The sequence below is a fragment of the Terrisporobacter mayombei genome (genome assembly GCF_020748465.1).
In the GTDB taxonomy this organism is placed as follows: domain Bacteria; phylum Bacillota; class Clostridia; order Peptostreptococcales; family Peptostreptococcaceae; genus Terrisporobacter; species Terrisporobacter mayombei.
This window is the reverse complement of sequence record NZ_JAHZMP010000002.1, coordinates 481785-498260: the sequence shown is the minus strand read 5'-3', so window position 1 is coordinate 498260 and position 16476 is coordinate 481785. Positions and strand designations below refer to the sequence as shown.

Annotated in this window: 14 protein-coding genes; 3 read left to right on the top strand and 11 right to left on the bottom strand. The window is 27.7% G+C overall.

The genetic code is table 11. The features are described 5' to 3' along the window. From K0039_RS08820 to K0039_RS08780, 9 genes are all read right to left on the bottom strand, one after another. Positions 1-957, bottom strand: coding sequence for a sulfide/dihydroorotate dehydrogenase-like FAD/NAD-binding protein (locus tag K0039_RS08820; protein WP_228104685.1), 957 nt, complete (start codon positions 955-957; stop codon positions 1-3). A 145-nt stretch (positions 958-1102) separates the two neighbouring features. After that, positions 1103-1561, bottom strand: a complete 459-nt coding sequence (locus K0039_RS08815) for a hypothetical protein (protein ID WP_228104684.1) — start codon at positions 1559-1561, stop codon at positions 1103-1105. Between the two features lie 131 nt (positions 1562-1692). Continuing rightward, complete coding sequence (locus K0039_RS08810; RefSeq protein ID WP_228104683.1) at positions 1693-2235, bottom strand: NADH peroxidase; 543 nt, start codon at positions 2233-2235, stop codon at positions 1693-1695. 109 nt (positions 2236-2344) lie between these two features. After that, positions 2345-3577: a VanW family protein gene (locus K0039_RS08805; protein WP_228104682.1), complete on the bottom strand. Its 1233-nt coding sequence runs from the start codon at positions 3575-3577 to the stop codon at positions 2345-2347. Between the two features lie 155 nt (positions 3578-3732). Continuing rightward, entirely contained in the window at positions 3733-4230 is a 498-nt protein-coding gene (locus K0039_RS08800) for a GNAT family N-acetyltransferase (RefSeq protein WP_228104681.1), read from the bottom strand. A 179-nt stretch (positions 4231-4409) separates the two neighbouring features. Next, the gene (locus K0039_RS08795) at positions 4410-5720 is read right to left on the bottom strand and encodes a protein kinase domain-containing protein (protein WP_228104680.1); all 1311 of its coding nucleotides are present in this window, start codon (positions 5718-5720) and stop codon (positions 4410-4412) included. Positions 5721-5873: 153 nt separating this feature from the next. Further along, on the bottom strand, positions 5874-6842 hold the full coding sequence (locus K0039_RS08790) for an alpha/beta hydrolase (RefSeq protein WP_228104679.1): 969 nt from the start codon (positions 6840-6842) through the stop codon (positions 5874-5876). Between the two features lie 201 nt (positions 6843-7043). Further along, positions 7044-8807 (bottom strand): ABC transporter ATP-binding protein, encoded by a 1764-nt coding sequence (locus K0039_RS08785; protein ID WP_228104678.1) that lies wholly within the window; start codon positions 8805-8807, stop codon positions 7044-7046. Further along, positions 8800-10569, bottom strand: coding sequence for an ABC transporter ATP-binding protein (locus K0039_RS08780; protein ID WP_228104677.1), 1770 nt, complete (start codon positions 10567-10569; stop codon positions 8800-8802). Before K0039_RS08780 ends, K0039_RS08785 begins: the two co-directional genes overlap by 8 nt. Positions 10570-10736: 167 nt before the next feature. Between K0039_RS08780 and K0039_RS08775 the strand changes: the two genes are divergently transcribed. Then, positions 10737-11414, top strand: coding sequence for a response regulator transcription factor (locus K0039_RS08775; protein ID WP_228104676.1), 678 nt, complete (start codon positions 10737-10739; stop codon positions 11412-11414). Beyond that, complete coding sequence (locus K0039_RS08770) at positions 11404-12468, top strand: sensor histidine kinase (protein ID WP_228104675.1); 1065 nt, start codon at positions 11404-11406, stop codon at positions 12466-12468. The genes K0039_RS08775 and K0039_RS08770 overlap by 11 nt, the downstream gene beginning before the upstream one ends. A 46-nt stretch (positions 12469-12514) precedes the next feature. Here the strand turns inward: K0039_RS08770 and K0039_RS08765 are convergent, their stop codons facing one another. Beyond that, positions 12515-13909, bottom strand: a complete 1395-nt coding sequence (locus K0039_RS08765) for a protein kinase domain-containing protein (protein ID WP_228104674.1) — start codon at positions 13907-13909, stop codon at positions 12515-12517. A gap of 120 nt (positions 13910-14029) precedes the next feature. After that, positions 14030-14617, bottom strand: a complete 588-nt coding sequence (locus K0039_RS08760; RefSeq protein ID WP_228104673.1) for a hypothetical protein — start codon at positions 14615-14617, stop codon at positions 14030-14032. A gap of 137 nt (positions 14618-14754) precedes the next feature. Here K0039_RS08760 and K0039_RS08755 point away from each other — a divergent pair, with 137 nt between their 5' ends. After that, positions 14755-16476, top strand: coding sequence for an ABC transporter ATP-binding protein (locus tag K0039_RS08755; RefSeq protein ID WP_228104672.1), 1722 nt, complete (start codon positions 14755-14757; stop codon positions 16474-16476).

Sequence of the window (16476 nt, the reverse complement as noted above, 5' to 3'; positions counted from 1 at the left end):
TTATTTAAGATTACTTAAAAACTCTCGTCCATTCATTTGAGCTTTACATGACTTTATTCTGCAATTATTTAATCTAATAGTACATGCGCCACATATACCTTCTCCGCAACAGATTAAATTATTATTTGGAATTGCAAATTTTATCTTATCATCAATGCTATCTACTAATTGTAAAATAGACTTATTAAAATATATTAATCCACAACTGTAAACAAAACTTATATTGTTATTTCTTATATAATTTATTAGAATTTCTTTTTTGTCTTCTAAATTAAAAAGTTGAATATTTACTCCCAATTCTTCTATTTTTTCTTCCATCATCTCTAGTCTTTTGCCTTTTTCATTTATAAATACTTCCACTTCATTGTTATTTCTAATTAATCTTTTTATAACTTTTAACGAATTCACTTGAGATAAGCCATCTAGAACTACTACACATTTGTCACATGCATTTGATTTGATTTCTTTTAATCCAAAAATCCCATTAAAATAAGGAGCCTTTACAATTATCTCTTCACAATTTACTAAAGGCTTTGTTTTTATTCCTCTTGGAACTACTATAACTTCTAGTATATTATTTTCTTCATCCACATCCATTACAGATATAGGTGCATTGAAAAATCCACTTTCTCTATCTTTGTCTTTCAAAAAAACATATGCACCTGGCTCACTTAAATCTCTAGTTAAATAACTAGGTATTTTAATCTTTAAATAGTAAATATTTTTTTCTATTTCTTTACTTTCAATTACTTTGCAAAGTAAGTCTTTTCTTTCTTCTACTGGTACTATTTTGTTGTGCATAAGTTCATTGTAAATACAAACTCCTTGCCACTTACACTCACAAGTCTTTTCCCCTCTAATTAAAGAACATTTTATACAATCCCCACTGTGAGCTAAATGACATGGACAGTATTTTCCCCCTGCATCAGCACAAAATTGATTATTAGGTCTTTCCATTTTGTCCACTTCCTTAAAATGATATTTTCTCTTAAACATTTTCATCACTATTAAGCTATATTATTAATTTATTAATTATGGAAAAATGAGTGACAGAAAAAAAGAAGTTTAAAATATATTTATTTTAAACTTCTTTTTTATTATTTTATATATAAGGATCAGCTGCAAACCAAACAGCAGTATAATAATCCTCCTTGTTTGTATCACTCCAAGCGATTGCAACTCTAAAATCATCAATATATTGCAAATCTATAATTTCTGCCTCTAATCCATTTTTTATAACTGAAAATGAATAGGCGCTGTTGCTTTGGCTTTTGTGATAGTTAATATCGTATCCTCCTATCGCTAAATACAAATCATCACTTTCAAACATAGCCTCAACTAAACAATCTCCTCCATCTACTTCTGCTATTATGTTTGTATCAATCATAAAAGTAATTATATCTCCACTTTTAACTTGTGATTTATCAATTTCTATCATATATCTGGCGTCAACTTTATAGTTGGAAATTTCTATAGGTTTTAATGGTAGTTCACTTATGTTGTATTTTACTTGCTCATTGTTAATATATACATATAAAAGTCCAAGTGGCGTTTGCAACAATATGTATTCCCCCCTTTTCAATTCTATATTATAAGTATATGGATGTGATTACATAAATTATCCCTACAAATTTTCATTTAAAAAGCCTCATATTATTTTTAGTATGAGGCTTCATATAATTTATTTAATTCTTATCCAAAATATCTTTCTAGTAATCCTAAGAATGCTTTACCATGTCTAGCTTCATCTTTACACATTTCATGAACAGTATCATGGATAGCGTCAAGTCCTAGCTCTTTAGCTCTCTTAGCTATTTTTAATTTTCCTTCAGTAGCTCCATATTCAGCTTCAACTCTAGCTTCTAAGTTTTTCTTAGTATCAGCAACTACTACTTCTCCAAGTAATTCTGCAAATCTTGCAGCATGTTCTGCTTCTTCTAAAGCTATTCTTTTGTAAGCTTCTGCTACTTCTGGGTATCCTTCTCTATCAGCTTGACGACTCATTGCTAAATACATTCCTACTTCAGTACATTCCCCAACGAAGTTGGCTCTTAAGTCTTCTATTACTTGTTCATCAACACCTTGTGCCACACCTATTCTGTGCTCATCTGCCCAATTCATTTTTCCTTTCATTTCTTGGAACTTTTCAGATCCTACTTTACAAACTGGACACACATCTGGTGCTTTTTCTCCCTCGTATATATATCCACATACTGTACATACAAATTTTTTCATTTTAATATCCTCCCAAATTTTATAATATATTATAATTACTTAATTAATTATTAATTTATATTATATATATACCTTTAATTTGGTTGGTTTAAACAAAAAAATAAATTTTTTAATTGGATTTATATACACTAGTATTAACTAGCTCTTTTTTCATAATATTGTTTTCCTCATCTAAAAATAATCTATATGTTTGTACAGTAATTTTATTTTTTGTATATTCCTCTACAATTTTTATACTTATTCGTTCTCTATCTACATCACAACCGTATATTTTTGAAGTTATTGCTCCATTTCCTACTATATTTTTTATATATATAGGATGAGTGTAAGGGTTAGAAAATTTTAAGTCAGTATATCCATAAGACACAGTAGCATCTCTTCCCCTTTGTGCATATCTTGAGGGAAGAGAATGATTATGTACTTCATCTATGGTAAGTCCTGATAGCAAGGCTGCATTATAAATTGTTGTGGAAACTTGACACACACCTCCACCTTCTCCATTCGTAACCTTACCTCCTACTATGATAGGAGCACTTTTGTATCCGTTGACCCAATTTCTTGCTCCAGTACACTTATTGTAAGAAAAAGTATCTCCAGGCATTAATAAAATATCACTAGTTTGTTCTCCTGCCACGTGGATATTACTTCCTCTAGAGGTTGAGTCGTTGAAACTTGTGCTAAATTGTCCTAATACTGAATTTATACTTTTAACATGCTTTGTAGAAACATCTGGGTACAAAGTAATTACTGGCAAATTAATATTTTCATTTTTCTTCTTATTAATCATGTCATAAATATCTTCTTTTAATCTTGATAAATCAACTTGTTTACCTTCTTTTGATTCTGTTCTTTTTAGTTCTCCACTAAGCTCTACTCTAAAAGTTGCATCTACAGCATCTATATTTATGTTGCTACAAATCTTTTCTAATTCCTCACTTAATTTTGCTTCATTATATGTGGCTTTTAGCTTAATATTATGTGATTTTTTTAAATCAAGTTTACCTTTTCTTTTTATATTTTCTAGCTTAGAGCTACTTCTTGTATAATTAAAAGCTTCTTTTACAATTTCTTCTATATGATAATTAAGGTCTACATCTTCTGATTTTATTGTCCAGTTTTTATCGTTATAAGAAATATTAAAATTCTTCAAAGGGTAAGTTGATTCCAGCTTTTTTATAGCTTCTTTTGGGGTTAACTTCCCCACGTCTGTATTTTGAATTGTAATATTACGATGAATTTTTTTCTCACCTTCTTTTGATGTTAATCCAAGGGAAGTAAATCCTATAACTATTATCATTAATAAACATGTTAATTTATTTAAAATGCTTTTTTGTCCTCTCATTTTACTCTCCTAACTATAAAAATTATATAATTATGTTTTCCCATGAGAGTTTTTATATTCTAATGATTATTTTCATTTTTTTATTTAATAAATAGATATTGTATTAATTAAAGATTTCTTTGATTTATTTTTGAAAATTTTATATTATGTTAACTTTAAGTTAAAGCTTTTTCAAACAATAATATCATATCGTTCCACTTAGCTCCTCCATGAGAAGATATTGAAACACCTTCATGATTAAACCCAAATCTTTCATAATAATTAATTAAATAGTCTTTACATGTTAGGATAACACCGCTTTTGCCTCGTTTCTTAGAAAGATCTATAAATTCTTCTAACAACATGGCTGCTGTACCCTTATTTCTATATTGTGGTAAAACATCTAACCCAAATACTGTTTGATATTTTCCATTTGGATCATGTAATGAAACATCATTATATAATTTATCAGGAAGGCAAGCCTTATCTGTAGTACAGCCATTTATAAAGCCTACTATTTTCTCATCTTCCACAGCCACTAAAAAATTTTCTCCGAAAGCTTTAAATCTTTCTTTTATAGCTTCTTTGCTAGCTGCTTCTGATGGTGGAAAACAAATACTTTCTATTTTTATTATTTCTTTTAAATCATCTTTACGTGCTAGTCTAGTCTCCATAAGTTCTCCTTTGCAATTTTTTAGTTACTATATTTATGTACTATAAATTATAGCACAGGTTTATTTTTTCATCTTTCTAAGTAGGAAAATTTCACTTGCAGTAATTTTTACCAAATAATATAAAGCTAGTAAGTAACAATGTCTTTACTAGCTTATTAATATTATTAGTATTTTATTACTTACTCTACCATATCATCGTTCTTATCTGAGTTTTTTTCTTCATCTGGATTTTTGTCTGGTTTTCCTTCATTAGAATTGTCATTATCTGGTTTTTCTTCATCTGATTTATCTTTTTCTTCGTTATTATTATCTTTGTCTGGTTTTTTATTATTATTATCCTTATCTGAATTTTCTTTATCATGTTCTTTTTTATTTGGCTTATGTTTCTCTTTATTATTATGTTTATTACTTCTATTTTCCTTCTTATCTTCTTTTTTAATATTTTCATTGCTTTTATTATTATCACTTGTTTTTTCTTTAGTAGTTCCTTTTGAATCTTTATGTTTAATCATATTTTCTTCAATAGGAGTTAAATTTAGTTCACTTTCATCCTCTGAAGTTTCTTCTGCTTTATAAACAGCTTTACTTGTATTTGTAGTAGCCATATTATCTGACTTTTTATTCATTACATATTGTGCTCCAAAGGCCGTAGTGCAAAGTAAAATTACAACTGAACATGCTATAATCACATATTTTTTAATATTATAGTTAGGCTTTAGTTTATGATGCTCTTCTAAATTAACTTCTTCATTATTAATTAATTCCTCTCCACATAAATATAAATCTATGTCATTTAAAAATTCATTTAAATCTCTATATTTATGTTTTGAGATATGTTTTTTATTTGTAGCTTTGGCTAAAATTTGACTAATATCTTTATCCAGATTTTTATTTTCTTCTGGATTGAATATTTCTTTACCAGTAATCATATAGCATAAAATACTTCCTATAACTTGTACATCTTCATGAGCACGAAACTTTTTAGCATCATGAATTTTACAATTTATATGACCCTTATGATTATTAATAAATGATAATGTATCGATTTTTATTACACCTTCACCGTTTATTATTATATTTTCCCTTGTCAAATCTTTAAAGTTTATTTTTTTATTATTAAATTCCTTAACGCCATTTATTACTTCTCTTATTATTTGTAAGCATTGATTATTATTAAGCTTATTAATTCTCATTAATTCATCTAATGTTAAACCTTCAAAATCTTCACTTTCAATATAATAATAAATTTTATCTTTATTTACATAAGTATCCATATGATTTATAGATATTACATTTGTACTATTCATACTTTTTAGTAAATCTACTTCTTCTTTAAATATTTCTAAATTTTCTTCATTGTCTTCTACATTTATAAGTATATTTATAATTATTTTTTCATCAGTTTCCTTGTTTATGCCTGTATAAACATTTGACCATTTATTTTTATCAATAAAATCTCTAATTGTATATTTATAATTAAAATCTCTCATATAATTCGCCTCTTTTTAATCATTATAATAAAATAATAATTGTATATAAAATATTTGTCTACTATATAATTATAACATTTTAAAAAACACCCCCTCTTTAGATTTAAAATCCAACAATCGGGGTGTTTTATATTTATTTTTATTTTATTATTTTTAATAACATTGTGAGGCAAAATAATTTTCAGTTGCATATTTAAAAGTTTCTAGCATTTCTTTAATAGCTTCTTTTCCTTGATGAGAATGAGAGCAAACTTTATCAAAAGAATGATAACATCCTTTATGTACGTAGAAATGTGCCTTAACTCCATCTTTTTTTAGATTTTCTATATACTGGGCAGTTTCATCATAAAAAGGCTCTGCGTCTCCAATAAAAGTAAATATAGGTGGTAAATTTGAATAATCTGTTTCTCTTGAAGGTGAAGCATATTTGCTTACCTTATCAGTTTCAAATAAATCACCCAAATATAACTTCCACGCTAAATAATTACTTTTAGAATTCCATACTGGTGCGTCATTATCTATAGATGAAGGTGTGTTCATTCTATCATCAAGCATGGGATATAGTGGCATTTGAAAAGCAACATTTACTTCTTTTTTGTCTCTAGCATAAAGTACGGTACCTGCTGCAAGTCCACCTCCTGCACTTTTTCCACCTACAAAAATTTGATCTTCTCTTATTCCTAAATCTTCAACATTGTTTTTCATCCAATAAAGAGTTTCATAACTATCATATAATGCTTGAGGATATGGCTTTTCTAAAGAAAGTGTATAATCAGGTACAATTATTACACAATTTGCTACAGATATTAGTTTTTCATAATATTGCATATCCAACTCAGGTATTCCCATGGCACATCCACCACCATGAAGCCATAATAAGCCTGTTGCATTAGGTTTTTTATCTAAAGGACTATAAATACAAACCCTAATTTTATTATTATTTCTTGTTGTTATATATTTTTCTTCACAGAAAATTTTTCTACTTTTTTCACCTTTTAAAAATATATTCATCACTTTATTATATTTTTCAAAATCATGTTCATCATTGTATTTTACTAATCTTGCTAATACTTTTCCCTTAAGCCTAAGCTGCTTGTCTATAAGTGCCTTGGTTTCGTTCATTGTGCTCCTCCAAAAATATATTTTCTATTTATTAATTATACATTAAAGTTTATCATTTTCTACTTTTCATTTCTTATAATATCGGTTTAAAGCAAATTAAAAAATTATCTTATTAATTAATGATGTAATACATAGAAACAAGTATTATATAAAAAAAGTAGCTATTAGTTTTTACGCATAATAACTACTTTCTATTATTTTTTAACTGGCTTTTTCAAATTGACTATTATAAAGTTCTGCATAGAATCCATTTACACTTAAAAGTTCTTCATGATTTCCACTCTCTATAATATCTCCATCTTTCATAACTAAAATTACATCAGCATTTTTTATAGTTGATAATCTATGAGCTATAACAAATGAAGTTTTTCCTACTGTTAATTTGTCCATAGCCTCTTGAATTAACAATTCTGTACGAGTATCTACAGAACTTGTTGCCTCATCTAGTATTAATAGAGGTGCATTTTTCACCATTGCTCTCGCTATAGTAATTAACTGTTTTTGCCCAGCCGATAAATTAGTATTATCGTCTAATATTGTATCGTACCCTTCAGGTAAAGTTCTTATAAAATGATCTATTCCAACAGCTTTACAAGCAGATATTATAACTGATTCTGACGCATCACCTTTATTGTAAGATATATTTTCTCTAATTGTTCCTTCAAACAACCATGTATCTTGAAGTACCATACAGAATAAATCATGTACTTTTTCTCTACTTAAAGTTTGTATTGGGACCCCATCTATTTTTATTGTTCCACTATTTACATCGTAGAACTTCATTAGTAAGTTTACTAAAGTAGTTTTACCAGCCCCAGTTGGTCCTACTATGGCAACTTTTTGACCTGGTTTTATATCAGCAGAGAAATTTTTTATTATTAATTTATCTTCATCATATCCAAATTTAACATTTTCAAATTTAACATGACCTTTTACATTTTCTAAAGAAATATCTTTATTGCTTTCCTCTTCCATTTCCTCTTCTTCTAAAAACTCAAATACACGTTTACATGCAGCTGATGTTGATTGCAGAGAAGTAGCTGCTTGAGCAAATTGAGCAAGGGGTTGTGTAAAGAATCTAATATACATCATAAATGCTACTATTACACCAAAACTTATCTTATCATTGAAAGCAAGTACTGCACCTACAACACAAACTGCCACATATCCAAAGTTACCTATAAATGACATTAAAGGCATCATTAAACCTGATATAAATTGTGATTTCCATGCACTTTGACGAAGACTATCATTTAATGTTTTAAATTCTTTATTTGTTTCTTCCCCTGCATTATATACTTTAATTACACTATGACCTGTATAAGCTTCTTCTATATGTCCATTTATTTCTCCAAGATAGCGTTGTTGATTTATAAAATATTTTTGAGATTTTGATATTATTAACATCATTAACCCAAAACCAATCACCGTAGCTACTACTGCTGTGATTGTCATAGTGACGTTTGTAGTTGTCATCATATACAAAGAACCTAATAATAAAGATATACCACTTACTAAAGTACCAACACTTTGATTTAAAGTTTGACCTATTGTATCTACGTCATTAGTCATACGGCTTAGTACATCACCAACAGTCGTTTTATCAAAATATTTTAATGGTAATTTATTTATTTTATTAGATATATCACTTCTTAACTCTTTAGTAGTTTTTTGCGTTACTGTTGCCATTATAAAACCTTGTAAATAAGATAATATAATACTAAGACCATATAATCCTGCTAAAAGTAAACATATACTTGATATCTTTTCAATATTAATTCCAGTTACTATTCCTTGTGTAATTAAATCTGTAACTTCACTTAATTTATCTGGACTTATAACTGTTATTACTGATCCACCTATGGCAAATATAAAGGCTACAACTAAGGCAAAACTATATTTTTTCATATATACTAATAAATTGCCTAATCTACCTTCTGATTTTGATTTATTTTTATTAAGCATTGGCTAATTCCTCCTTTGAAAGCTGAGAATATGCTATTTCTTGATAGACCCTACATTTTTTCATAAGTTCATCATGAGTTCCCATACCTGCTATTTGTCCTTCATCAAGAACTATTATTTTATCTGCATCAATTATAGTACCTATACGTTGTGCTACTATTAAATTTGTAGCATCTGATATTTCATGTTTTAATACAGATCTAAGTTTTCTATCAGTTTTATAGTCAAGTGCTGAAAATGAATCATCAAATATATATATTTCTGGCTTTCTACATATTGCCCTTGCTATGGATAATCTTTGTTTTTGTCCTCCTGATACGTTACTTCCTCCTTGAGAAATGCTTGCTTTATAAGTATTCTCCATTTTTTCAACAAACTCAGTACCTTGAGCTATTTTCACAGCTCTTTTCACATCTAGCTCCGAGTAATTTTCTCTACCATTATCACCATAAGCTACGTTTGAAGTTATATCTCCAGAAAATAGCACGGCCTTTTGATGAACATATCCTAAAAGATTATTTAGTTGCTTTTGTTTATATTTTTTTACATTAACTCCATTTACTAATACTTCACCTTCTGTAACATCATAAAACCTTGGTATTAAGTTAATTAAAGAAGTTTTGCCACTTCCTGTAGATCCAATTATGGCAACAGTTTCACCCTTTTTAGCTGTAAAGCTTATATCACGAAGTACATAGTCTGAACCTTCTGAGTCGGGATATTTAAAGCTAACATTTTTGAATTCTATTTCACCAGTTTTTGAGGCCTTTTCAAATTCTCCATCTCCATCAACTATACTTCCCTTTGTATTTAATACTTCAAGTATACGTTTAGCTGAAACTGAAGCTCTTGGCATCATTATAAATATCATTGTTAACATCATAAATGCCATTATTACCTGCATTGAATAAGATGAGAAGACTATCATGTCACTAAATAAGTTCATTTTATCCATGATATCTGCATCATTTATTAGATAAGCACCTATCCAGTATATAGCAAGTGTCAATCCATTCATTACAAACATCATTCCTGGTTGCATTATTGCCATAACTCTATTTATTACTAAGTTATTTTTAGTTATCTCTTCATTAACATTTTCAAATTTACTATTTTGATAGTTTTCTGCATTGTATGCACGAACTACACGTATTCCCGTTAAATTTTCCCTTGTTACTAAGTTAAGTCTGTCAGTTAATTTTTGAATCTTTTTAAATCTAGGTAAAGCAAATACCATTATTACTAATATGATTAATACTAAAACTAATATGGCTCCACCAGTGGCAGCACTCCATTGCCATCCTTTTCCTAGAATCTTGCAAACTGCCCATACTGCTGTAATTGGAGCCTTTATTATTAATTGAAGCCCCATAGCTACAATATTTTGAATTTGAGTTATATCATTAGTCGAACGTGTTATTAAACTAGCTGTAGAAAATTTATTTATTTCAGCCATTGAGAAGCCTTCTATTTTATCGTATACACTTGAACGAAGTTTCCATGATAAGTTTGAAGCTATTTTAGCTGCAAAGTAACCTACAATAAAGGCAGCTATTAAACTACCAAAGGCGCATAGTAGCATATATCCACCAGCACTTAATATTTCACTCATTTCACTATTTGGTGTCTGAACTAACCTTGTAATTTCAGACATATAATCTGGAAGTTTTAAATCAAGATATACTTGTGCTACTACAAATACAAAGCTACAAAGTACAAACAACCAGTCTTTTTTTGTTAAATATTTTAATATCTTTAACATTATTCATCTCCCTTTCTGTCTTAAATCTATGTTTGTATTTTATAAAATAAAAATTAACTAAAGATTAATTAAAAATGAACTGAAGATGAACTTTTTTATTTCAACCTTATAAATATTGACTCATTATCATAATCTAATATAATTAGAATTAAAAAAGGAGGGATATGATGATTAGTATCTTATTAGTTGAAGATGATAAAAATTTAAATAAATTATTTTATACTGTACTTTCTAAACAAGGATTTAATGTTTATGCTTCTCATGACGGAATTCAGGCATACGATATATTGGAGAATAATCATGTGGATTTAATAATTTCTGACATAATGATGCCTAATATGGATGGATATGAATTTACTGAATCAATTAGAAAAATAGATGCAGAAATCCCTATTTTAATGATTACTGCAAAGGACGATTTTATTTCAAAACAAAAAAGTTTCTTAATTGGTATAGATGACTATATGGTTAAGCCAATTGATGTTAATGAAATGATACTAAGGATAAATGCACTTTTAAGAAGAAGTAAAATTGTACAAGATAAGAAACAAGTTGTAGTGAATACAATATTAGATTATGACTCTTTAAGTGTAACTAGACATGAAGAAACAATAGTATTAGCTCAAAAAGAGTTTTATCTATTATATAAATTATTATCTTATCCAAATAAAGTATTTACCAGAAATCAACTTATGGATGAAATTTGGGGCCTAGATAGTCCATCTGATTCTCAGACAATAGATGTTCATATAAATAGACTTAGAAGACATTTTGAAAATAATCCAGATTTTAAAATTATAACTGTAAGAGGTCTTGGATATAAGGCGGTAAAAAATGAAACTTAAGCATAATAAAACATTACACTTTTGGATTAATTTTATAATCAATATTTTTATAACTTCATCTATTACAATATTTATTGTTAGTATAGGATTTTCTCTTGGCACAAAATTAAATATAGTCAACAATGAAATACTAAACGATTTTTGGGGTCTAATTTTATTTATATTAATAAATATTGCTTTAGCGTCAGTTTTTACCTTTATCATAATTGCATTAGCTAATAATTTTATGAAGCCAGTAAAAAAATTAATAGAAGCTACAGATAAAGTTTCAAAGGGTGATTTTTCCATAAGATTAGATGAGAAAAATGTTCACCCTGGAGTTTTAGAAATGAATGTATCTTTTAACAAAATGGTCAATGAATTAAGCAGTATAGAAACTTTGAGAAATGATTTTATTGTAAATGTATCTCATGAATTTAAAACTCCAATTGCAGCTATTGAAGGATATGCTACCTTATTGCAAGATACTACTTTAACAGAAGATGAAAGAATGGAATATACAAATATTATTTTAGATAGTTCCAGACAACTATCTTCTCTTTCTGGAAATATCCTTAAGTTATCTAAACTAGAAAATCAAGAAATTATACCTGATAAAAAATATTTTTCTTTAGATGAACAACTTAGACAAGCCTTATTATTACTTGAGACTCAATGGTCAAAGAAAAATATTGATATAGATATGGATCTCAAAACAATTTCTTATTATGGTAGTGAAGATTTATTAATGCAAGTTTGGTTAAATATCTTTAGTAATGCTATTAAGTTCACATCTGATGGTGGACTTATTGTAACAACATTAAATAATACATCTAAAGGTATCTCTGTTTCCATAAGCGATAATGGTATAGGTATGACTGATGAAGTACAAAGTAGAATTTTTGATAGGTTTTACCAAGGAGATAAATCCCGTAGTTTTCAAGGCAATGGTCTGGGTCTAACTTTAGTTAAAAGAATTCTTGATTTATGTAATTGTGATATTAATGTTAAAAGCAAAGTTAACGAAGGTACGACATTTAATATCACTCTTCCAATTAAAGATAAAGAAAAATAAATTAAATGAGCTGTCATAAAAAATACTATGACAGCTTATTTTATAATTATTCACTTTCTGTACCAGATGATTCTGGCTTTGCATTTTCACTACCAGTACCACTGCTATTTGAATCATTTGAAGGTGGCTTAATTTCAGGTTTTTTATCTCCATTACCATTTCCTTCATCTGGTTTATTTGTTGTATTACCTGAGCCTCCATTGTTACTTGGCTTATTTGGCTTATTTGGCTTATTTGGCTTATTTGGCTTGTTTGGTTTACTCGTATTATTACTACTGTTATTATTTGAGTTATTGCTATTACTATTGCTTGAATTACTATTACTTGAGCTACTACTTGTGTTATTGTTTTTCTTAGAAGTAGTAGTTGAACTATTATTTTTATTTAATTTACTTGTAGAAGAACTATTATCACTAGATTTATCATCTTTGTTTTCAGACTTTACAGTTTTGTTTTCCTCAGCTTTCTTTTCTTCTACTTTTTTCTCTTCTTCCTTTTGTTTAGCAGTTTCTTCTATTTTTGTAGCATTTGCCTCTTCGTCTTTTTTGTTTTTTTCTATTAAGTCATATCCATATACAGCTGCTCCACCTACTAAGGCGATTACTACACATACACCAAGAGTTTTACCTATTTTGCCTTTTTTTCTTTTCTTTTTCTTTGGTATTACTTCTTGGGCATCATAGCTTTCTTCACTAAGCACTCCATATTGTGAGTAAGATTTAAGATCTACTAAAAATCTGTTTATGTTATTATATTTGTTTTCCGAATTGCTATTTGTAGCCTTTTCTATAATAGATACTAAGTTTGCATTTGAAATTTGATTTTTGTAATTATTTGATTCAAAACTTAACTTTCCAGTTAGTAGTTCATATAAAATAACTCCCAAATCATGAATATCTTTTTGTGGGCTAAATCTTTTTTCTTCTACTTTTTCTTCTGTTTCATCATGAGATAGTACAACAAAGTTTTTGTTTTCCAAATATGATAAAACATCTGTTTTAACCACTTCTTTAGAATTTATAAAAATATTACTTAAGCTTAAATTATTAAATAATATCCTTCTATTATGAAATTCTTTTAATCCCTTTGCTACAGTTTCAACTATTTTAATAGCTTCTTGCTCTTCTAACTTTCCAGATTGTAATTTTTCTTCTAAAGAAATTCCTTTAAAATATTCACCTTCGACGTAATAGTATGTTTTTCCACATCCACTATATTGAAACATATTATTCACGTTAATCAAATTAGGATCTTTTATATTTTTTAAAATTTCTACTTCTTTTAATAGATTGTTAATATATTCCTCATCGTTACTTTTTCTTACTAGTACTTTTAGTGTTACTTTTTCTTCTGTAGTTGAATGAATGGCTTTATATGTATCAGCCCAGTCATTTCTTGTCATAAATCTTCTTTTTATATATGTTTCATTAAAATACTTCATTGCATTCCCCTTCAATTACTAAATTCTTTCATATAATAATTTTACCAATTTAATAATATTTGTAAATATTTATATTAATAATCCTTAATTTTACATATAAATTTTTTTTAATTATAATGATTATTTCAATATTATTTGACTAAGGGCAACTTGTCCTACATCTAATCTTTCTATTTCCAACCCTCTTCTTTCCAATAAGTAAAAATCAACTGCTTCCCATAAAGCAAATGAACCTGCAATACTTAAAAACTCCATAAAAACAGGTTTATTGCTATGAATTTCTAAAATAAAATACAAACTAAGTAATAAAACCCCAATAACTGTTAAACTAAGAATTTTTATTGTATTAATTCTTAAATTAATTCTTTTTTCTCGAAGAATTAAATAATAATGCTCCTCTATTATAGATTTAATTTCTTTTTCCTCTTTCTTTGTCAAATTTGAATTATAAAAACAAATGCATATTTCGTATTTATGTGGTATCATATGAATTTTTTCATCAATAAAATCATAAATCTCTTTATTTAAATCTTTTTGTTTTCCCATAGACAAAGGTTCAAAAATATCAAATCCTTTGTAAATATTTATATCAATTTGTATCTTATTATCTTCATTAATATATTCATGAAAAAAATAGTCTTGAATAGATTTCATTGAGGATTCATACTTTTTTATTTTTTCATCCAAGTTTCTTTTCGTTTTATTCATTATAATAAAATTCTCCTTTACTCCTATATAATAACTATTTTTATTTTTCCCATGTTTATATATAAATTATTAAAAGTAATAAAAATTTACGAAGATACAAATAATATTGTAAAAATAGTCATAAAAGGAGCAGTTATATGTTATATAAATTTTTTGTAAAATATCTAAAACCTTATAAAAAAATAGTCTTTATAGCACCTATTTTTATGTTGACTGAAGTTATTGTCGACTTATTTCAACCCTTTTTAATACAACAAATAATCGACAAGGGCCTAGGCGCAGGAAATATAAACTATGTTATACGTATAGGGTTTTTCATGTGTATATTATCCTTAATTGGTATACTTGCAGGTCTCTCCACTATATATTTATCGTCTAAGATATCTCAAAATTTCGGTGGATACTTAAGAGAAGATACTTTTAAGAAAATTATGAGTTTATCTTTTAAAAACTTGGATCACCAAAGTCCCAGTAATTTAATTATCAGACTTACAAACGATGTAACCCAAGTTCAAAATTTAATTTTAATGAGTTTTCGTATTTTAGTTCGTGCTCCACTATTATTAGTAGGTAGTTTTTTTATGGCTTTTTTTACAGCTAAATCTTTGTCACCTATTATTGTAATTTTAGTTATCGTAATAACTGTAGTACTTTATATCATTGTACATAAATCAACTCCTTTTTTTACTAATTCTCAAAAAGCTTTAGATAGGTTAAATACAGTTCTAAATGAGAATTTTACAGGAATTAGAGCAGTAAAAGCATTTGTTAGAGAAGACTATGAAATTAATAAATTTGATAAAAAAAATGAAAACTTATATAGTTCTAGTACTAAAGCTTCTTTGGCAACAGCACTTATTATGCCTTTTTTAATGCTTTGTGTTAACTTTGGTATAGTTGCCAGTCTTTACTTTGGAGGACAATTTGTAATTGGAGGTACTTTGGCAGTTGGGCAAATAGTAGCATTCATAAACTATTTACTTCAGATACTAGTTTCTTTATTAATATCTGGTATGTTACTTATGAACGTATCTCGTGCCATAGTATCTGTAAAGAGAATAATTGAAATACATGACATGCAACCTGATATTACATATAAAACTGAAACAGTAGATAATATTAAAGGCGATGTAACTTTTGATCATGTATATTTTAAGTATTCAGATAATGACGAGTATATTCTAAAAGATATTAACTTTGATGCTAAGGCAGGTGAAACTGTAGGAATTATTGGTTTGACTGGTTCTGGTAAGTCAACTTTAGCTGATTTAATACCAAGGCTATACGATACTACAAAGGGAAAAGTATTAATAGATAATAAGGATGTTAAGGAATATAGCGAAAAATCCCTGCGTTCTCAAATAAGTATAGTTCTTCAAAAGGCCATACTGTTTGCTGGTAAGCTAAATACAAATATACGTTATGGTAATCAAAGTGCTAGTGATATTGAAGTGGAAGAAGCGGCTGAAACTGCTCAAGCTAAAGAATTTATAGATAAATTTCCTGAAAAATACGAGAAATTTATTTCTCAAAAAGGAAGTAATCTATCAGGTGGTCAACGTCAACGTGTATCTATTGCACGTGGATTAGTTGGTGAACCTAAAATATTAATCTTAGATGATAGTACTAGTGCTCTTGATGCTAAATCAGAAGCTTTAGTTAAAGAAGCCTTAGCAAATGAACATAAAGATACTACAACTTTTATAATTGCTCAAAAAATTTCTTCCATAAAAACAGCAGATAAAATTTTAGTTATTGATGCTGGTAAGTTGATTTCTATAGGTACTCATGAAGAATTACTTAAATCTAGTGAACTATACAAAGAAATCTATGAATCTCAACTAGGAAAGGAGGCTTAA

Coding starts and splice junctions, on each gene's coding strand:
- K0039_RS08820 (WP_228104685.1), bottom strand. CDS start 957: ATGGAAAGACCTAATAATCAATTTTGTGCTGATGCAGGGGGAAAATAC.
- K0039_RS08810 (WP_228104683.1), bottom strand. CDS start 2,235: ATGAAAAAATTTGTATGTACAGTATGTGGATATATATACGAGGGAGAA.
- K0039_RS08805 (WP_228104682.1), bottom strand. CDS start 3,577: ATGAGAGGACAAAAAAGCATTTTAAATAAATTAACATGTTTATTAATG.
- K0039_RS08800 (WP_228104681.1), bottom strand. CDS start 4,230: ATGGAGACTAGACTAGCACGTAAAGATGATTTAAAAGAAATAATAAAA.
- K0039_RS08795 (WP_228104680.1), bottom strand. CDS start 5,720: ATGAGAGATTTTAATTATAAATATACAATTAGAGATTTTATTGATAAA.
- K0039_RS08790 (WP_228104679.1), bottom strand. CDS start 6,842: ATGAACGAAACCAAGGCACTTATAGACAAGCAGCTTAGGCTTAAGGGA.
- K0039_RS08785 (WP_228104678.1), bottom strand. CDS start 8,807: ATGCTTAATAAAAATAAATCAAAATCAGAAGGTAGATTAGGCAATTTA.
- K0039_RS08780 (WP_228104677.1), bottom strand. CDS start 10,569: ATGTTAAAGATATTAAAATATTTAACAAAAAAAGACTGGTTGTTTGTA.
- K0039_RS08775 (WP_228104676.1), top strand. CDS start 10,737: ATGATTAGTATCTTATTAGTTGAAGATGATAAAAATTTAAATAAATTA.
- K0039_RS08770 (WP_228104675.1), top strand. CDS start 11,404: ATGAAACTTAAGCATAATAAAACATTACACTTTTGGATTAATTTTATA.
- K0039_RS08765 (WP_228104674.1), bottom strand. CDS start 13,909: ATGAAGTATTTTAATGAAACATATATAAAAAGAAGATTTATGACAAGA.
- K0039_RS08760 (WP_228104673.1), bottom strand. CDS start 14,617: ATGAATAAAACGAAAAGAAACTTGGATGAAAAAATAAAAAAGTATGAA.
- K0039_RS08755 (WP_228104672.1), top strand. CDS start 14,755: ATGTTATATAAATTTTTTGTAAAATATCTAAAACCTTATAAAAAAATA.